Below are 19,975 nucleotides of genomic sequence, written 5' to 3'. Positions count from 1 at the left end.
ATAAGCGCTGGCCGCTCATCCCCTCTTTCGGGTTCATCCAGCCTACCAACAAGGGAGGAACATTGATGTTTATCAACTTTTCGATTCTGAGCGAGCATCTGGATCGCTACTTGATCGGGCTGGGAGGCACGCTGGCTGCCAGCCTGATTTCACTCGTGGCAAGCTTTATTCTAGGTGCAACCATCGCGGTATTTCGCATCACACCCGTCAAGCCGCTTCAATGGCTTGGTACGATCTATGTTGAATTTATTCGCAACATCCCACTGATGCTCATTGCTTTTTTTACGCTGGTCGGGCTTCCGCTCGTAATTGGCACCGTCCTTATCCCATTTGTGGCGGGTCTTACCGCCTTGACCGTGTATACTTCTGCCTTTATCGCGGAAGTGATTCGTGCTGGAATTCAAGCAATCCCTAAAGGACAGATGGAGGCTGCCCGATCTTCTGGACTGACCTATACGCAAGCAATGTGGCATGTCATCCTGCCGCAGGCCGTCAAGTTGGTTATTCCGCCACTCGGCAACCAATTTTTGAACTTGGTCAAAAACTCGTCCATCTTCACTGTTCTATCCGCTACAGACATCATGTATCAAGCTGATTTAATCAATTCCGATACATTCGACACGTTTAGCACCTATATTTTTGCCGCGATGTTTTATTTGGTGCTGACGATTCCACTCAGCTTCGGTATTCGTTATTTGGAACTTAAATATCAAGGTGTGAAGGGAGTCGAAGCATAATGGATTTCATTGGAGCGTTGTCCCTTGTTAATATGCAGTTTTTGCTACAAGGCGCCCTTATCACCTTAGAAGTCGCCATAGTGTCCATTATCATTAGCTTTATCATCAGCGTCATAGTCGGAACCGTTCGATATGCCCAAGTCCCCATTCTAGGCAAGCTATTTGCCATCGTGGTGGAGATCATTCGTAACCTGCCCCTATTGCTGATCATCTTCTTTACGTATTTTGCCCTGCCGCAGATCGGTATTAAGCTTGATAAATTCACAGCAGCCATAGTCGCGCTTGTTATTTTTGAATCGGCCATGATTTCTGAAATCGTACGGGGTGGATTGAACTCAGTTGAAAAAGGACTCCTCGAAGCAGGACGCTCATCCGGGCTGACAATGACTCAAACGCTAAGGCATATTGTTCTTCCCATCGCGCTTCGGCGAATGGTTCCGCCTATCGTCAGCCAATTTATCTCGCTATTGAAGGATACCTCACTCGCCGTCGTCATTGCCCTGCCGGAATTGATGAACCATGTGCAGATCATTAATGGGCAAAATATCAATTACGTCATTCCAACATTCTTGTTTGCTGCCCTGCTCTATTGCATAGTCAATTACTTGTTATCCCTCGCCTCACGCAGGCTGGAGCATAAACATTCCTGAATATGGATAATTCTACAAGACAACACACCCTCTTTTCCGGTACGATAAGAAGAGGCGCCGAAGGCAGGTGCAGTGTCGGAGCTTGCGGAAAGGAGTGTTCATATTCGATTGCGTGACCAGAGGCTGCTTATTTGGAGCATCATTTTATTGTCTACAGGGCTGCTCGGTGAGATGAAAATCACCCCGTTTGGCGGTGATTTTCGCTTTTCGCTCGGCATCATGGCCTTCTTTTTCGGGCTGCTGTGGTTCTCGGTTCCCGTGCTTGCCACGGGTATCTCAGTAGGGGCATTCGTTGTAGTATTCCGGATCGCGCTTGGATTGCTGCTCTATGATATCCCCATTCCTCTTGGATTTGCACAGCACATGCCTGTGTTTTTTTACTACGTCACCTTCGCCGCCATCATCTCCCTGCTCAAATTGAAAGCGAATGTGGAATATCATGTGAAGGTCGCGATATACGGCGCACTTGCCGATATGGCATCCAATGGCGTGGAGCTGCTCGTTCGCATTGCCTCGGGCACTCCGTCCAACATGAGCTATCAGGAATACCTGCTCATCATTCTCGTTGGCCTGCTGCGCAGCTTCTTCGCCGTAGGTCTGTGCAATATGCTGGCCATTCGACAAGTTCGGGCACAGGCAGAACAGCGTCGTCTGGAATTGGAACGTCTTATGATGATCAATTCCGATCTGTTCGAAGAAGCGTTCTATTTACGCAAGTCCATGTCCCATATTGAAGAAATTACGCGCGAAAGCTATCGGCTGTATCAATCACTCAAGCAGCGGCTCTATGTAGATGCAGCACAAGCATTGCAGATTGCCAAGCATGTACATGAGCTGAAGAAAGACTCCGAGCGCATTCTGTCTGGCCTATTCAAAATCATTCATCAGGAACGCATGCTCTCCAAACGCATTCAGATTGCTGAATTATGCGCCATGGTCGTAAGGGCGAATACCAACTACGGCCTGCTGCTCGGGAAGCAGATCCATTTACATTTCAGCTGCAACATGAATCTCTCTACCACCGAGATCTATCCGCTTCTCTCTGTGTTGAACAACATTGCATCCAATGCTGTTGAAGCGATACCACAGGAAGGTCGAATCGATTTGCAGGTTGATTTGCATGACGGGCTCCTCTTGTTCTCTATCATCGATGACGGGCCTGGCATCTCGGCAGATGATCTTGAATTGATCTTCCATCCCGGATATACAACTAAATTTGATGCTGAGGGTAACTCTTCAACAGGCATTGGCTTATCGCATGCCACTGACATCGTCCAGCTATTCAAGGGCGACATTGACGTAACCAGTACTCCCGGACATACATGTTTTCAAATTCGGATTCCTGTAGAGCATTTAACTTGAGAGGAGGGTGTTCACTTGTTAAAATTCTATCTTGTCGAGGACGACCCTGCTATTCGTAAAATGCTTATGCGGATCGTTAGCGAAAGTGGTCTTGGCGAAGTCGTTGGCGAAGCCGGTGACGGCTCCTATGTATCGGCAGAGGTTGTCAGCCATGCAGACATTGTCATCATTGACTTGCTTATGCCGGGCCGCGATGGAATTGAGACGGTAAAGTCACTGCGCAAACATGATTACAACGGCCGCTTCATCATGATCTCCCAAGTCGAAAACAAAGAAATGATCGGCGAGGCCTACCAACAAGGGGTGGACACATTCATCCAAAAGCCTATCAATCGCTTGGAGGTGTTGTCTGTTCTTCGGCGCGTATCCGACCATTTGCGATTGGAGAAATCCATGCAATCTATCCGAAATTCACTTCGCGTCTTCGAAGTATCTGGAACGGAAGCCCTGCATGCATGGCAGGGGCAAGCACCTGTGCAACAGGAGAAGAGTATAGAACAGCAAGCCAGATCACTGCTCCTGCAACTAGGGGTTGTCGGGGATGCTGGTGCTCCTGATATGATTCGGATTGTAAAATGGCTGAAAGCACAAGAACAGGAACAACGACTGCTTCAAGATTTGCCGCCACTTAAAATGATCTACGAACAAGTAACATCGCACGGTCAAGCTGCAGGAGATCATCTCAAGCGCGATGTCCGTGCAACAGAACAGCGAATTAGACGGTTAACTTTGCAAGCGCTTACTAACTTGTCCTCTATCGGATTGAGCGATTACGGCAACCCCACCTTTGAATACTTCGCGGCGCGTTTGTTCGATTTTCAAGAAGTACGCCTGCGCATGCGAGAGCTGGAGGAATCCCGCAAGTCCACTTCCTGCAAACTAAATCTAAGAAAATTTCTATATGTATTTTATATCGAATGCGCCTCTACTCCGTGATCGATTCAGTGGCAAAAAGGGAGTACAGTTCCACCCCTCTTCCCATACATACGTGCGACCAGTACATCGATAATGCATACAAATGCAATGTCACACAAACTCTGGATGCCGCCCTTTTTCCCTCTTTATTCGACATCAACCGGCAACCTGTTTGTCCACTGTACGCGGACAAACAGGTTTTATTCCATATGCTACCACAACATCTCCCTTCATCCTTCCCTCAGCAAGAAATCGCAGTAAAAAAATATTTTTTGCCCCCCGCTTACATCCCTCGGACAAGCCTGCTGGCAAGGAATATTGCCAATGTAACACTCCAAAACCAGTGACATTTATCACCTTGCGCCTATTTACTTACCCTATATGTTGTAGTATATTTACAAAATAATATCTACATGTTGTGATTGTTAAGAAATTACTACTACCAATACGCATAAAGTGCAAATGACCTTGAGAACAGCAACAACGGATAACCCTTACGCTGTATTCGAGGTTCGTTTTTGGGGCTTGTTAACAATCGCTAGGTAGATGACAACTTGTATAAGCCATATCGGAATGTCGAGAATGATGAAGGTGTGCGTCCATGTATGGCGCACGCGCTGTTCTTATGCGCTTAGACAGAAGAGTGCTTCATTCAGGCCTATTATCAGCCCTTTATCTTGGATACATAACCAGCACTCAACTTGAAGTTTTATTTCTTCTGAACGACTCCGACATAGATAGCTAAGCTCCATCTCAATTCGATATTCGAGGAGGAATACTCACGAATGCAGACGACTACACCTATCGTCCACACCGTTCACAAGCCTAACAATCGCTCCCTTGCCTTCGATGCGGAACGCATAAAGCGCTACGGAGAGCGAATGATGGCTCCCTACCCTCAGCTTGATCGTGAACGCTGGTACCGCAGTTTGCTGTCGAAGCTGCGCAGCAGCAGCGTACAGGCTGCAGATATTACTCAAGCCAGCATGATGACTGCGTTGGAATTGGTGACGAAGGAAGAACCGGATTGGAAGTTCGTTGCCGCACATTCCTTATTAACGAAGCTATATAAGGAGGCCGCCCTCCATCGCAACTATAAGGCATATCCGGATAAGCCTTACGGAGATTTCTACAAGCTTATCTCTCGTCTATGCGATCTAGGTATTTACCGTCAAGAATTGCTGGAAGCTTACACACCTGAACAAATTCGAGAACTTGGACAATCCATTCAAGCGGAGCACGATCTTATCTTCGACTACATTGGACTTCTGACATTAGCAGAGCGGTATCTCGCCACTGACTTCGAAGGCCGCACGATGGAGCTGCCGCAGGAACGTTATATGATCATTGCTATGTACTTGATGCACAAGGAGCCGGCAGAGCGCCGAGTAGAGCTGGCTAAGGAAGCATACTGGGCAATGGCTAATCTATACATGACCGCTGCTACACCGACGATGGCGAATGCAGGCAAGAAGGTGGCCGGACAATTATCCAGCTGCTTCATCGACACGGTAGACGACTCGCTGGAAGGCATCTTCGAGTCCAACACCGATGTAGCCCGCCTCAGCAAGATGGGCGGCGGTATCGGCGTATACCTCGGCAAGATCAGGGCACGCGGCTCCGATATTCGCGGACATAAAAATACAAGCTCAGGTGTTATCCCTTGGATTCGCCAGCTTAACAATACAGCCGTCAGCGTCGACCAATTAGGCACACGCAAGGGCGCGATCGCCGTGTACTTGGACGTGTTCCACAAGGATATTCTGTCCTTCCTCGACTTGAAGCTGAACAACGGGGATGAGCGCATGCGGGCGCATGATATTTTCCATGGGGTGAGCTTGCCGGATCTATTCATGGAGGCGGTGGAGAACCGGGAGGATTGGCATCTGTTCTGCCCTCACGAAGTGAAGAAGATCATGGGCTGGAAGGATAACCACGGACGCCCTCTTGGACTTGAGGATTTCTACGACGAGCAGCGTGGTCAAGGCCAGTTCCGCGATAAATATGCCGAGGCGGTTGCGAATTCAAGCTTGCCGCGCATTACACTGCCTGCGATTGACATCATGAAGCGTATCTTGAAGTCGCAGTTAGAGACAGGAACACCGTACATGTTCTATAAGGATGCCGCGAACCGCGCGAATCCGAACAAGGCGCATGGCATGATCTACAGTTCCAACCTTTGTACGGAAATTATGCAGAACATGTCGCCTACCCTCGTTGAGCAAGAGGAGCTGACCACTCAGGATGGACAGTCTCGCATTATTATTAGCAAGATCCCTGGTGATTTTGTCGTATGCAATCTGAACTCAGTCCATCTAGCGCGTGCTGTGCGTGCCGATATTCTGGAGCGGCTCATTCCGATTCAGGTTCGCATGCTCGACAATGTTATCGACATTAATCGCATTGAGGTGCTTCAGGCGCAGCATACGAACCGCCGCTATCGCGCAATTGGACTTGGAACCTTCGGCCTGCATCACCTGCTTGCCCTAGAAGGCATCGCGTGGGAGTCCGAAGAAGCCGTGCAATATAATGACGCGCTCTATGAGAAGATCAACTACCTGGCGATTCAGGCCAGCATGGAGCTTGCTAAGGAAAAAGGAGCATATCCGCTCTTCGCTCAATCGGAATGGGAGAACGGCCGCTATTTCTCCGATCGAGAATATACAACAGGCACCCGCCAAGGCAAATTCGTGACGACCGAACAGTGGCAAGAACTTGCGGATAAGGTACAGGCGAACGGCATGCGCAATGCATGGCTGATGGCGGTAGCCCCGAACGGTTCTACTTCCATTATTGCGGGCTCAACGGCAAGCATTGATCCAGTCTATGACCTGCTTAGCTATGAGGAGAAGACGACGTACAAGATTGCCAATCCTGCTCCGGATCTGTCGGAGAAGACGATATGGTATTACAAGACAGCCTTCCGTCTCGACCAGAACTGGTCCATTCGTATGGCGGCTGCACGTCAGCGCCATATCGATCAAGCACAGAGCTTCAACTTATATGTACGTCCTGATATTCGCGCTGTAGACTTTCTTTCTCTCCATCTTCATGCATGGAAGGCTGGGCTGAAGTCAACGTATTATGTGCGCAGTCAAGCATTAACCGTAGAAGAATGTGAAGCGTGCAGCTCGTAATGCACCCATCGTCCAGCGACGGACTCGAATCACTGTTAGAGGTTGTTCAAAAAGTCCGCTTTTGATCACGAAGTAAATCATGAAGTGGACTCGGCATCGAATCTTGAATTCAGCCGGGCCTAAGCAGATGCTTACGAAGTATGTTTCCTGCGGAAACATCTCAGGTGCTCATGTACCCAAAACGTACACTCCGCTCCTCAGGCCCTAGCTTCATCCAATTGAGGCGTTTTGAAAAAACGCACATCGGAAGCATAAGCTTCGGTGCTGAAAACCGGCCTTTTTGAACACGCACTGTTACGGAAATCCGTTCATAAAATCGGGAAGGGCTACTGAACGTTACATACAGCAGCACAGCCCTTCCTACTGGTTGACTTTGACAGCAACCAATTTGTGCATGATTGTGCACGGGGAATAAGGTGTATAGAGAGGAAGAGTTCTATGACATTGTTAGATCGTGAGCTGAATCGGCAGCTCATCTTCAATACAGAAGCACCGAATCAATCGACACGAATTATTCTAGGCGAATGCTCCGGCATATTGAATTGGAACGACATTCGTATGCCGCATATGTATAAATTGTACAAAGTTCTCCTTCAAAACCATTGGATTGCGGATGAAATTCCGATGGCGAAAGATGCACAGCAATTCCCGCTGTTAGACGAAGAAGAGAAGCATGCATTTAAAATCAATATCTCGCTGCTTGCTGTGCTCGATTCCATGCAGACGATGTTCGTCGGTGATGTGAAGAACTACTTCACTGACTCATCGCTAGAAGCCATATCGGCTATCATTGCGCAGCAGGAAGTCGTGCATAACCAATCGTATTCCTATGTACTGTCCTCTCTTGTATCCGAGCAAGAGCAGAAGGATATCTTCGAATATTGGAAGCATGATCGTGTGCTGCTTGAACGGAACCGATTCATTGCGGACATTTATCAGACATTCCGCGATAATTCAACACCTCAGACGTTCTTTGAAGCACTCGTAGCGGATCTGATATTGGAAGGGATCTTCTTCTATAGTACGTTCGCTTTCTTCTACAATTTAGCCCGGGATCAGAAGATGATGGCGACGAGCCAAATGATCTCATACATTCAGCGTGATGAGAACCAGCATTGCTACTTCTTCGGTGAGGTGTTCAAACAGCTGCTTGTGGACTTCCCAGAGTTGAATACCGAGGCTAACCGCCAATTTGTGTACGATACGATTGACCGTGCTGTACAATTGGAGACCAACTGGGCCCATTATACGCTCAAGCAGGTACGCGGCATCGATCTGCGTGAATTGTCGGATTACATTAAGCACATTGCCAATCGCCGGTTAAGCCTTATCGGTATGGAGAAGCTGTATGAAGGCGTTGACGTAAACTGCATGCCGTGGATTAAGCCTTTCTCGGACGAAGCCTTGAATGCAACGAAGACCGACTTCTTCGAAGCGAAGTCCCGCACTTACGGCAAGGTCGGCGATGACAACGGCTTCGACGAGCTGTAGGCAGCTGTAGGCTGGTGACTGTTTGCTGCTTGAGTGTCTGTTAGAAACCAGCGTATGTGTTGGATTAGAAATGTAGTCTTGAATTCTGATTAGGAAATACAGATGCGAGCGAGCGGCATATCTGAATCGCCGGATGTTTATACTTTGTATATTACAGTCACCCTTGTCTGCCATGAGATAAGGGTGTTTTTTATCTAATTTACAATCTCTTAAGTTCTAGTTAACAATCTCCCAACCCCCGTGTCCTACGATACATATATCACTCATATCTATTACATATACATTTCAAATATGAAGCAAGCTTGGAGGTCCGTTTATGAACAAGAAAAAGCTAGGTACTGCCGCAGTTCTGACAACATTGATTAGTACTCTATTCGCCGGATCATTATTTGCAGCTCCTGTGAATCCAATTAACCACCTGGAATGGATGCAATCGAAAAGCTACATAACCGGATATAATGATGGCCTGGCGCTTGATCGCCCAGTCACACTTGCGGAAGCAGTGGCGATGATTGCCCGCGTACAAGACAAGGAAAAAGAAGTGAAGGCCATTGATCCTTCCATCCAAGGCTGGGCAGCCAAAGCACTCACTTGGGCGAAGCAGAACAACATCGTGGATGCAGCGCAATGGAAAGAGCTCCATCATCCGGTTCCTGCTGCGACACTGCAAGCTGTAGCCAAGAAGGCAGGGCTTGATGTAGCAGTGACAGGAGATACGGTGACACGCGAGCAGTTCTTCACAGCACTCGGCGATGCCATTACGACACATATTACGCTCGGACATACGAACGATACGCATGGACATATGTTAGAAGACGAGAAAGCGAAGGAAATGGGCTACGCTAAACTCGCTACGTTAATGAAGGAGCTTCGTGCAGAGAACCCGAATTCCATGGTGCTGGATGCAGGCGACATGATTCAAGGTACAATTTATGTGAACCTGTCCAAAGGGGAAAACGCAACAAAGCTGGCTAACGCACTTGGTTATGACTTCATGGCGTCCGGCAACCACGAGTACGACTTCGGTTACGAGCAGCTTACGAAACTGACGAAAATGTTCAAATTCCCTGTACTCGCTGCGAACGTATTCGACGCACAAGGGAAGAACCTGCTGCAGCCGTATGTCATGAAGCAGTTCGGCGACAAGAAATTCGCTATTCTTGGATTGGTCACAGCAGATACACCAATCGTTACGCATCCTGACAACGTCAAGGGCTTAACGTTCGAGGATCCAATCGAAGTCGCGAAGGAATGGGTACCGAAGCTGCGCGAGGAAGCTGACCACGTCATCGTCCTCTGCCACACAGGAATATCCTATGACCGTGAAATGGCCAAGCAGGTTCCAGGCATCGACATCATTGTAGGCGGACATACGCATACACCAGTGGATCAGCCTGAACTCGTCAACGGTACGTACATTGTGCAGGACTGGGAATATGCGAAGTCGCTTGGCCGTGTTGATCTGTACTACCACGGCAAGGATTTGGTTCATTTCTCTGGTGGACTGATCAAGTACGATGAAGCAACGAAGCCAGACCCAGAAGTAGCTGCCATTGTTGAATCTCTGAAGAAAGAAACCGACTCCCTATTGAACGAGAAAATTGCTACTGCAAGCGTAGATCTAGACGGTGATCGTGCAAGAGTGCGGAAGCAGGAGACGATTATGGGCAACTTAGTAGCAGATGCCATGCTGGCGCGCACGCGTACAATGCCTGGATTCGAAGCCGATCTGGCCATTACGAACTCAGGCGGTATTCGCACAACCATCATGAAGGGCGATATTACGAAGCGCAACTTGTATGATGTGCTTCCATTCCCGAATACACTTGCTGTTGTTGAGGCGAAGGGCAGTGATTTGACAGCAGCCTTGGAAAATGGCGTTAGCGAGATCGAAGCTGGTTCCGGCCGCTTCCCTCAAGTTGCTGGTATTACATTCTCCTTCGACATCAAAAAGCCAAAAGGAAGTCGTGTATCGGATGTGAAGGTTGGCGGTAAAGCGGTGGAAGCCGACAAAACGTACCGCGTAGCTGTAAATGACTTCTTAATCGCCGGTGGCGACGGTTATGCCATGTTTAAGGATAAAAAATCACTTGATACAGGAGTGACCCTATACGAAGTCGTGGAGCAATACATGAAAGAAAAGAAAGACATTACAGCGAAGATCGAACAACGTATCAAGCAATAACGAAATAACGAATTCCTTATGTCATGAGGAATCCCCCTTCTGAACATATAGACACGCGTGGCGCATCCCTCTTTCCGCCTCGCGTGTCTACTTTTTTAGGAACGGATCGACCCGGAACCGTAAACACCAATCCACATATTCTTCCTACTTCACTCAATACTAGCACTCAATCTACCAACAATAGCAATCAGATTCTATGGGAAGCGATCTGTTTCTTTCCTATACTTATTGGGGTAAGTAATAATTGGAAAATATTGCGAAGGAGCTGATCGAGTGTCACCCTCACCGAATATGGAGAAGAACGCCGAGCTCGTTATTATTGGTGGAAGTGTAGGAGGCTGTGCAGCTGCTCTCTCCGCTTGTCGATTGGGCAAGACAGTGGTACTGACGGAGGAGACCGCCCGTATCGGCGGACAATTGACAAGCCAACTGGTTCCGCCAGACGAGCATCCGTGGATCGAACAATTCGGCTGCACGCAGACATACAGGCAATTCCGCAATGAAATACGCCGCTACTATCGCGAGCATCTCCCATTGGCCATGAATGCTCGCTCGAACCCGGAGCTGAACCCTGGGAGCGGCCTTGTAAGCCGTCTCTGCCATGATCCACGCGTAGCTCTGTCTGTGCTGGAGTCGATGCTATTCCCCTACGTGCACAGCGGACAGCTTACCATTCTGACACAATGCCGCGCCACCAATGCTGAGGTTGATGGCGACCGCATCCATGCGGTAACCGCTCAGGATGCAGCGGGCAACGAATATGTCCTAACGGGAGCATACTTCCTCGACGCAACCGAATGCGGGGACTTGCTTGCCCTCTCGGGAACAGAGTATGTCACAGGTGCAGAATCGCAGCGTGATACCGGCGAACCGCACGCCGTGCCGGGCGACCCTGAACCGCAGAGTATGCAGGGCTTCACTTACTGCTACGCCGTTGATTACGACAAGGACGGAGATTATACGATTCCGAAGCCTGCACGCTATGACTTCTGGAGCCAATATCAGCCTTCGTTCTGGCCGGATCGTCTTCTAAGCTGGACGGCAGTCAAGCCAACGACGCTGGAACCCATCACCTACTCCCTCTTCTGGGAGACAGGGAAGTTCCCACTGTTCCATTATCGGCAAATTACGAACCCTTCGCTGTATGATCAATCGTCAGGAGTACTCCCTACTCCGGTGTCGGTCGTCAATTGGCCGCAGAATGACTACTGGCTTGGTTCGATTATCGATGTAAGCGAAGAAGAGAAGCAGCGGAGCCTATTCGATGCCAAGCAGCTCAGCCTATCGCTCTTGTACTGGCTGCAGACAGAAGCACCGCGTCCTGACGGAGGCATCGGCTACCCGGGTCTGCGATTGCGGCCGGATGTTGCTGGCACAGAAGACGGATTCGCCATGTATCCTTATGTACGGGAATCAAGACGGATTCAAGCGGAATTCACTGTGCTCGAGCAGCACATTGCCACCGACTGTCGTCCTGGTCAGCCTGCTGAGACATTTGCTGATTCCGTCGGCATCGGATGCTATCGGATTGACCTTCATCCGTCGACCGGAGGCAAAAACTATATTGACATCTCCTCTTTGCCGTTCCAAATCCCGTTAGGAAGCTTGCTTCCGGTTCGCATGGACAATCTGATTCCCGCCTGCAAAAATATCGGAACGACACATATTACCAACGGCTGTTACCGCGTGCATCCAGCAGAATGGAACATTGGCGAATCAGCTGGCGCACTGGCTGCATATGCACTGAATCAAGGTATTGTGCCGCGCGCTGTGCGCAGTGACGAGAAGCATCTTAGCGCCTTTCAGAAGCAGCTGCAGCAGCTCGGCATTGTACTGCAATGGCCTTCTACAAGGCCAGTATAAGCAGCCAAGGAAGCATCGCATCGATTCTTCCCGCAGCATGATTCCCTTCATCACGAGTTTCTTAGTAAGTTATTTATCATAAGTTTCTTATTATAAGTTTCTTTATCAACTCGTAAGAATACAGTATCATGCCTCGCCAAACATCCAAAAGGGGATGGCCCTTGAATCTCGGGCCATCCCCTTTTGCTTGTGTTCACATCTCGCAGACGAATATTTGCATTTCAGCATGCCACCTAGTTATTCGATCTCGCCTCTTATTCTGAATACTTATTTAACTAGTTGCCGGAATGTTTATTGACTTACTCATCTAAATCATCTAATTCGTCTATTCATGCTTAACGCTTCGCATACCAATCATTCGCTGCCTTCACCATATCCGCCCCACCCTGTGCATGCCATTCCGCGAGGAACTGGTCATAATTGTCGAGCGATTCCGTTCCGCTAATATAGTTAATGAACGTGTCCTCTTGATACTTGTTCAACCGCTGCACGTTCTTCGAGATATCCGGCATTGGAGGCGCTGAACCGAGTGGATCAGCGATTAACAGGCCCTCCGCATTTTTCTGGAATGTGTTGAAGTAGTTCTCTACGATTGGGTTTTTCTTCAATCTCGCCTGCCAGTAGATCGGATAGTTCTTCTCGTCCACACCCGTCAAGAATGAGCTTGCATTTGTACGCTCATCTGCGAACTTCGGCAGAATCGGCGAGTAGGCTCCATTTTCAAACTTGTGATGTACGCCTTCTTCACCGATAGCGATCCCCTTGAAAATATCCTTATCAAACTTCATGTCGAGCCACTTCACCGCTTCTTCCTTGTTCTTCGCGAACTTCGGAATTGCAATGTAATAATTAATCGTATTGCCCGGCGTGCCTACACGCGCTTTCCCCGATTTGTCCTTCAATACCGGCACAATCGCAAGCTTCGCATCTGGGAAATTCTTCGCAAGTGCATTTTCCAAGTTCGGAGCAATCCACCACCCTGGACTATACATGGCAGCCTTGCCGCTTGCCATCTTCTCAATCGATTTATCCGCCGTATTAATGCCCCACTCGGAGTCGATTAGTCCCTCTTTGTACAGCGTATTCATGAACTTCAAGTATTCCTTCATCTCTGGAGCTTCAACCGCGTGAATGATCTTGCCGTCCCGCTCCAACCAAGCCGTCGTTAAGCCGAACACACTGGCGATATCCGGATGTACAGGGATCTTGCCTCCCGTCAGCGGAATTACATTCTTCTTCTCCTTGAATGTCTTCAGCACCGTCACCAGCTCATCCAGGTTCGTCGGCATCTTCAAACCCAGTTCATCAAGCCAATCTTGGCGGACGACGAGCGCATTCGATGAGGTTCCGCCTCCGCCCGTTTCTGGAATAGCGTAAATTTTGCCGTCATAACGGGCACCATTCCAAGAATCTGGGCCGATAACCTGTTTCATATTCGTTCCATACTTCTCAATCAGATCATCCAGCGGCTCCAGCGCACCAGACGATACAAGCTGATAGTATTGGGCTGAAGCGAGCTTCATAATATCATAAGACTCCTTGTTCGCCATGAGCAGGTTCAGCTTCTCGTCGGCATTTTCCGCAGGAAGCATCTCATACTTCACGGAATATCCCGTCTTCTCCTTCAAGTACACGGCTACCGGATCGCTATTCGGCTCGAAGCGATCGAACTGCATCAGCTGACGGAGCTGCTTGCCGCCTTCTCCTCCTGACGCACCCTGCCCTGAACCGGCGCTGTTGCAGCCGAGAAGTGACAAGACCATCACAATCGAAATCAATGATATCCATACCTGTTTACGTTGCATGAACATACCTCCGCTCTTTTGGATGTCCCCCGAAATATCTTCACCGCATTACCCTTTTACGGAACCAATCAGCACCCCTTTCACGAAGTATTTTTGCAGGAACGGATATACCAGCAATATGGGCAAGGTTGCAACAAGAATCGAAGCGGCCTGTATAGCCTGAGGCGTCGTGTTCATGACCGCATCAATATTCGTTACATGCCCGCCATCCTGATATGTGATATTGGAATGCGCAAGCAGTTCCTTCAAGTACAATTGCAGCGGCTTCAACTCTGCCGTATTGATATAGATCATCGAGGCAAAGTAATCATTCCAGAAGCCTACCGCAAAGAAGAGTGCAATGGTAGCGAACACCGGCAGCGACAATGGAACCGTAATGCGGAACAAGATTGTCAGATTCGATGCTCCGTCCATCTTGGCCGATTCCTCCAGCTCATCGGGCAGAGACTCGAAGTAGTTTTTAATAATCAGCATATTAAACACGCTAACCATGCTCGGCAGAAAGAGCACCCACAGTGTATCGATCAGATTCAATCGGTGCATGAGCAAATACGTAGGAATAAGACCACCGCTGAACAGCATGGTGAACACATACATCAAGATGAATATTTTGCGTCCGCGCAGACGCGGCTTGGATAAGGGATATGCGGCTAATGCGGTCATGAACAGACCGAGAGCCGTTCCCGCCACGGTAATTGTGACCGATACGAGGAAAGCATTCATGAATTGAGAGTCGCGCAGCACATATAAGTACGTTCCGAACTGAATATCAACCGGGAACAAGGACACGCTCCCTGACATAACCGCTTCCTCACTGCTGAGCGACTTCGCAATCAAATTGAGAAATGGGAACAATGTCGTCCACGACACAAGGGCAAAAAACAGATAGTTCAACACATGGAAGATGCGCTCCCCTACCGACATTCGAATGGCCGTTCTTGTTCTCCGCGAAGCAGTCAATTGGTGTCTCATGTTATGCCAGACCTCCTTCCTTCTTACGTTCAGGTTCCAAATAAGCGGCGACTTGCGACATCAAGAGAGCTGTATGCTGAACTTCTCTCATTACCAGATCCCCCGATTCAAATAGCGCCGGCTGAGAGCGTTTCCACCAATAATGAGCACGAAGCCTACGATGGATTCGAACAGCCCCACAGCAGCTGAGAAGCTGTAATTCTGCTCGCCTAGACCCGTACGATATACATACGTGCCGATAACATCCGACACATTGTAGACGACGGGATTGTACATGACGAGAATTTGCTCCGTCCCAGCCTCCAGCATATTCCCGAGCCGCAGGATGAACATAAGGAGAATGACGGGAACAAGCCCTGGTAGTGTAATATGCAGAATTTGTCTGAACTTATTTGCCCCATCGATCTTGGCTGCTTCATACAGCTGTGGATCGATAGAGCTTAAGGCGGCCAAGTATACGATTGTCCCCCAGCCTGCTTCCTTCCAGCCCGCCGTGCCGACGAGCAGCCAGCGAAAGACACTGTTGTCGAGGAAGAATTTGATCGGCTCTCCGCCGAACCACTCAATGATTCGATTCACAAGCCCCCCATTGATGGAGAGCAGATCCATAAAGAGTCCGCTAACGATAACCCATGACAGGAAATGAGGCATGTAAATGATCGTTTGTACCGGACGCTTGAACCACATTTTCGTAAGCTCATTCAACAGAATTGCCAGCAGAATTGGCAGTGGGAAGAGAAGGACAATTTTCAGAACCGAAATGATAATCGTATTCCAAAACACTTGAACGAACTTCGGCGATTGAAATAGTCGTTCGAAGTGCGAGAACCCTACCCAAGGACTGTCCTCTATTCCGCTGAAAATGTTGAAATCTTGAAACGCAATCACGACCCCATACATCGGCGTATACTTGAACAGGAGAAGAAAGGCGATCCCTGGCAAAAGTGCAATGTATAAGTCCCAGTCCTTCCGAATGTCGCTCCACAACTTTCGCCCGTATGATCGTGAAGACAAACGTGGAGCATTGTCCAATTCCAGCTTATCCATAGCTCCCATCCTTTCCGTGGCATGAGCACTTGGCATTCATTGTTTGCTGCATCTGCTACTAGCCTACGGCATCTGGCTGCAATCGAACACGGGAGAGCCATGACTTCTTCTGGTAAAATGATTTCCATCGTGAGGTCAGGTTCAACTGAGCCTATGCAGCCCGTTAACCCCGCTTCCAGTCACTCGGCGTAACCCCCCAATATTTGCGGAATACCTTCGTGAAGTAGCTGACATCGCGGAATCCCGCCGCCTGTGCTGCCTCATATACCCGCTCCCCTTGAAAGAGTGCCTCCTTGGCTCGCTCCATGCGGCGCATAAGGAGATAAGACGAGAAGGGCTGATCCATCTCCTGCTTGAACAGCCTGCTCAAGTACGAGGCATTAATAAACAGCCGATCCGCCACCTCCTGCAGGGTTAGCTCTGTATGAAGTTCACTCTCGATTAGCTCCTTCACTTCCGATACCAAGCGATTGCCGCCGCGACGACGCACCATGCCTGCTTCCGCGCCAATGCGCCGCATGACACTTCGCATCCACTCACTCCACTCCTGTTTCGTTCGCAGTTCGGCGGTGTGACGGAACCATCTTGCATCCTCTCCCATTACCTCCGCCATCGACCACCCCTGCCTGCGCAGCCACATAATGATCCACGATTGCAGAAACATCATCTGCTCCTTAAATGCCTCTGCCTCTGGAATCGCACATACTGCGCGAATCCAAGCTTCGGCCAGTTCCGCTGCCTGCTGCTCTTCGGCAGTGTTCCAGGCAATGTCCAGTTCCCGTTCCCACTGCTCCGTATGTATCGTTACAGCCGAAACATCTTCAGCCGCTCTCAGTCCGTGATTGCGGTACGGAATGACAATATCGCCACCATGAACGAGCCGCTGACGGAGCGCGAAGTCCGCTTCCTTATACAGCCGCGGCACGTCAGCCAGCCGCCCGCACCCCGAGCAGATGCCCGCACTCGCCGTAAGCTTCAATGAAGTCTTGATATACTCCAGCATCTTGCCTGCCAGTGCATGAATGCCAATCATCAGTTCTCCATCCGATCTCTCGCAATGACTTTCTGCTGCTTGAGATGCTTCTACCCTTCTATGCTCCTCTGCCATGCCCCTAGAGAGCGCAGCGGGTGGATAGCGAAATAGGATGGCGAGCGGACCGTCTGCTTCGCGGCATAATAGCATTGAGCCGTATTCCATCCCTGTCATCGTTTCCTCCACGACTTGGCCGACCGCGAAGTGCATTAGACCCTGATCGCCTCCAAATGCCTGCACCCGCTCCTGCGGGTAAGGATCAGGATCGATTACCATCACTGCGTAGCGCTCGTCTTCCTGCAAGTCGATACCGAGTTCTGTCATTCTCCTTAGCAGCGAGGCCGTCGACAAGCTGCCATCCAGCCCTTGGCGCAAGATGCGCTGACGCAGTATCGGCAAGTAGTTGTGCCATTGCTTACGCAGCATATCGGCATCATGCCGCCGCTGAATGTCTTGGCGGCGCTCCGAGACTGCAGCGGCAACTGCTTGCAGGATGGCATCCTGTCCCGCCGGCTTCAATAGATACTGCTTCACCCCCATGGATAGCGCCTCTTGAGCATAAGGGAAGTGATCATGACCGCTGAGCACCACCGCCTTCACCTCAACATTCCACTCCGACGCTTGCCTCACGAGGGATAAGCCATCTCCGTCCGGCAGCTGAATGTCTACAAGCAGAATGTCCGGACGCTTCAACTGCAGCCACCGCTTCCCTTCTTCTAGGGTAGCGGCTGCCGTTACTTCCGTAATCCCTGCCCTCTCCCAAGGCATAAGCTCAGTTAAGCTTTGACGGAGCCGCAGCTCATCCTCCACAATCAATAGGTTCATCTTATCTCCTCCTCGGTGACGATTCGAAATGAAGGCATTCTTTGCTTCATCAACTAGCGAAAACTGAAGGCTGCCTAGCAGCATTAGGCATCAAGCATTAAGCATTAACCTGCCGTCCTCGACCGATCTTCAATTTGTCTCCCCACGTATGGCTCGGACAAGGGAAGCACGAGCGTTACCGTTGTCCCCCCACCCCATACACTATCAATATGAATGTTTGCATTCTGACCGTAATTCAAGCGGATTCGTGCCGCGACATTTCGAAGTCCATAACCAGCACCTGTGTGGTCGCTCGCCACCACACCATGCTCTGTCGGCTGCCGCAATACAGCAGACAGTTCAGCTTGCAATTGGGCGCACATTTCCTCCGTCATACCCGTTCCAGAATCGATAACCCTAATTGTAAGTCTTCTCCCTTCTGTGTCCTCCTCTACTCGGACTACAATGCGCAGCAACATCTCTGCTTGCTGCGAGGACTTCTCCAAGCCATGTATGATGGCATTCTCGACAATGGGCTGCACCAGCAGCTTCACGAGCGGAAGTTCCTCTGAGCGCGGTTCAATATCGTACTCCATATGGAATAGGTCTAAGAACCGGATTTGCTGGATTCGTATGTAAGCGTGCAAATGCTCCAGACAGTCCTTCACGGTAATTACATCCTTGCCCTTACTTAGACTTAGCCTGAAGAATCGGGATAAGTGAAGTACCATCTCGGAAATATCCTCAGCTTCAGCATGCTGGGCCATCCAATAGATCGAATCTAGGGTGTTATATAAGAAGTGGGGATGGATCTGGGATTGGAGCAGCTTCAGCTCTGTATTGGCAAGCCGCAAGCTCTGTTCATAGTGATCGTGAATGAGGTGCTGCTGCTGCGATGCCATGTGGTTAAATAGGTGGGTCACGATACCGAATTCGTCCTGCCGCGTCGAATTCAGCCTCACATCTAAGTTGCCGCTCGTCATCGCCCTCATGCCCCGAGCTAACTTCCGCATAGGAGCAGCAATGCTCGTGTAGATGCTATAAGCCATAACGAGGGCAATGACAATGCTCAGCGCAATCATAAACACCGCGTAATACTCCAGCTGGTAGGACTGGGCGAACAGCTCCCTCTTCGGCTGAGCCAGTGTCAATGTCCAGCCGTAATAAGGCGAGGCGGCTTGAATTAACACCTGATCATTCGCTTCTGCACGTGCCAAGTAATCCTGATAGGATTCAGGCTGCTTAGCCGTTCCTGTGACCCATTTCCCATCTGCCGTATATAGATGCAGCTCTGCCTGTGGCGATGGCGTAACAGAACGGATATATTGCTGCAAGCGCCCCATGTTCAGGCTAATAATAAGCGCATGACGTTCTCGATTCGGGTTGTAAATATCCATCGCCCGAACGACTGCCAGACTATCCGCTCCAAACGCTTGACCGAACGGCTTCCCTGCCCCAATTCGTTCGTCCGGCTGAATGAATACAATGCCAGTCCCCAGTCCATTAAGCAGCTGTCGAAGCCAAATGCGTTCATCCGCACGATCAACCGGAAGCACGCCATGAAGCGTAGAAATCACGGAGTTGGAATGATCGTGATATACAGCAATTTGCGAGAACATCGGATGAATCGATAGAAAGTTGGCCAGCTTATGCTTCAGATCGGCGAATGCCATGACATCCTTCGGCTCCAGCTTCCGCTTCGCATGTGCAAGCGCATCGTTCATCTCCATATCGGTTGACAGCACCGCGGACAGCTCTTCCACGTTCTGAAGCACGAGCTCAATATTGTCCATGAGGGCATGCATTGCACTTTCGGTACGAGCGGTCGTCTCTGACAGAAGCAGCTCCTGAGAGCGCTTGTTGGAGAACCAGCCGGTCAACAGCAGAGGGATCAGAATAAGTACAAAATAGATGGTTAATCGCCACTGAATCCGTTGGCGAATTTGGTCACGTATCATTTTCAGCATATTAGGA

Annotated in this window: 13 protein-coding genes; 8 read left to right on the top strand and 5 right to left on the bottom strand. The window is 49.7% G+C overall.

Annotated features, from left to right (window positions below):
- The first annotated feature begins 65 nt into the window (after positions 1-65).
- The 8 genes from M3661_RS19715 to M3661_RS19680 all read left to right on the top strand — a co-directional run bounded on the left by M3661_RS19715 (position 66) and on the right by M3661_RS19680 (position 12,340).
- Complete coding sequence (locus M3661_RS19715; RefSeq protein ID WP_251487765.1) at positions 66-737, top strand: amino acid ABC transporter permease; 672 nt, start codon at positions 66-68, stop codon at positions 735-737.
- A complete protein-coding gene (locus tag M3661_RS19710; RefSeq protein ID WP_065293794.1) occupies positions 737-1,387 on the top strand; it encodes an amino acid ABC transporter permease in 651 nt (216 codons plus the stop codon). Before M3661_RS19715 ends, M3661_RS19710 begins: the two co-directional genes overlap by 1 nt.
- A 108-nt stretch (positions 1,388-1,495) precedes the next feature.
- Positions 1,496-2,749, top strand: coding sequence for a sensor histidine kinase (locus M3661_RS19705; protein ID WP_251487763.1), 1,254 nt, complete (start codon positions 1,496-1,498; stop codon positions 2,747-2,749).
- 15 nt (positions 2,750-2,764) lie between these two features.
- Positions 2,765-3,685 (top strand): response regulator, encoded by a 921-nt coding sequence (locus M3661_RS19700; protein WP_065293795.1) that lies wholly within the window; start codon positions 2,765-2,767, stop codon positions 3,683-3,685.
- Positions 3,686-4,449: 764 nt separating this feature from the next.
- The gene (locus M3661_RS19695) at positions 4,450-6,801 is read left to right on the top strand and encodes a ribonucleoside-diphosphate reductase subunit alpha (protein ID WP_285853120.1); all 2,352 of its coding nucleotides are present in this window, start codon (positions 4,450-4,452) and stop codon (positions 6,799-6,801) included.
- A 459-nt stretch (positions 6,802-7,260) separates the two neighbouring features.
- The gene (locus M3661_RS19690) at positions 7,261-8,292 is read left to right on the top strand and encodes a ribonucleotide-diphosphate reductase subunit beta (protein WP_174809660.1); all 1,032 of its coding nucleotides are present in this window, start codon (positions 7,261-7,263) and stop codon (positions 8,290-8,292) included.
- Between the two features lie 316 nt (positions 8,293-8,608).
- Entirely contained in the window at positions 8,609-10,477 is a 1,869-nt protein-coding gene (locus tag M3661_RS19685; protein WP_251487761.1) for a bifunctional metallophosphatase/5'-nucleotidase, read from the top strand.
- Positions 10,478-10,768: 291 nt separating this feature from the next.
- Positions 10,769-12,340, top strand: a complete 1,572-nt coding sequence (locus M3661_RS19680; RefSeq protein ID WP_251487956.1) for an FAD-dependent oxidoreductase — start codon at positions 10,769-10,771, stop codon at positions 12,338-12,340.
- 335 nt (positions 12,341-12,675) lie between these two features.
- On the opposite strand, the gene M3661_RS19675 is transcribed toward M3661_RS19680, so the two are convergent.
- From M3661_RS19675 to M3661_RS19655, 5 genes are all read right to left on the bottom strand, one after another.
- Entirely contained in the window at positions 12,676-14,145 is a 1,470-nt protein-coding gene (locus tag M3661_RS19675) for an extracellular solute-binding protein (RefSeq protein ID WP_021256302.1), read from the bottom strand.
- 48 nt (positions 14,146-14,193) lie between these two features.
- Entirely contained in the window at positions 14,194-15,117 is a 924-nt protein-coding gene (locus M3661_RS19670) for a carbohydrate ABC transporter permease (RefSeq protein ID WP_021256303.1), read from the bottom strand.
- Positions 15,118-15,207: 90 nt separating this feature from the next.
- Positions 15,208-16,164, bottom strand: a complete 957-nt coding sequence (locus tag M3661_RS19665) for an ABC transporter permease (protein WP_021256304.1) — start codon at positions 16,162-16,164, stop codon at positions 15,208-15,210.
- 163 nt (positions 16,165-16,327) lie between these two features.
- Complete coding sequence (locus M3661_RS19660) at positions 16,328-18,022, bottom strand: response regulator transcription factor (protein WP_251487755.1); 1,695 nt, start codon at positions 18,020-18,022, stop codon at positions 16,328-16,330.
- A gap of 104 nt (positions 18,023-18,126) precedes the next feature.
- The gene (locus tag M3661_RS19655; RefSeq protein ID WP_251487751.1) at positions 18,127-19,968 is read right to left on the bottom strand and encodes a cache domain-containing sensor histidine kinase; all 1,842 of its coding nucleotides are present in this window, start codon (positions 19,966-19,968) and stop codon (positions 18,127-18,129) included.
- Positions 19,969-19,975: the final 7 nt, after the last annotated feature.

Source organism: Paenibacillus sp. MER 180, assembly GCF_023713665.1.
Classification (GTDB): domain Bacteria; phylum Bacillota; class Bacilli; order Paenibacillales; family Paenibacillaceae; genus Paenibacillus_B; species Paenibacillus_B suaedae.
The sequence above is the reverse complement of the archived record's forward strand: the minus strand, read 5'-3'. Positions and strand labels throughout refer to the sequence as shown.

Coding starts and splice junctions, on each gene's coding strand:
- M3661_RS19655 (WP_251487751.1), bottom strand. CDS start 19,968: ATGCTGAAAATGATACGTGACCAAATTCGCCAACGGATTCAGTGGCGA.
- M3661_RS19695 (WP_285853120.1), top strand. CDS start 4,450: ATGCAGACGACTACACCTATCGTCCACACCGTTCACAAGCCTAACAAT.
- M3661_RS19685 (WP_251487761.1), top strand. CDS start 8,609: ATGAACAAGAAAAAGCTAGGTACTGCCGCAGTTCTGACAACATTGATT.
- M3661_RS19670 (WP_021256303.1), bottom strand. CDS start 15,117: ATGAGACACCAATTGACTGCTTCGCGGAGAACAAGAACGGCCATTCGA.
- M3661_RS19710 (WP_065293794.1), top strand. CDS start 737: ATGGATTTCATTGGAGCGTTGTCCCTTGTTAATATGCAGTTTTTGCTA.
- M3661_RS19665 (WP_021256304.1), bottom strand. CDS start 16,164: ATGGATAAGCTGGAATTGGACAATGCTCCACGTTTGTCTTCACGATCA.
- M3661_RS19680 (WP_251487956.1), top strand. CDS start 10,769: ATGGAGAAGAACGCCGAGCTCGTTATTATTGGTGGAAGTGTAGGAGGC.
- M3661_RS19675 (WP_021256302.1), bottom strand. CDS start 14,145: ATGCAACGTAAACAGGTATGGATATCATTGATTTCGATTGTGATGGTC.
- M3661_RS19715 (WP_251487765.1), top strand. CDS start 66: ATGTTTATCAACTTTTCGATTCTGAGCGAGCATCTGGATCGCTACTTG.
- M3661_RS19660 (WP_251487755.1), bottom strand. CDS start 18,022: ATGAACCTATTGATTGTGGAGGATGAGCTGCGGCTCCGTCAAAGCTTA.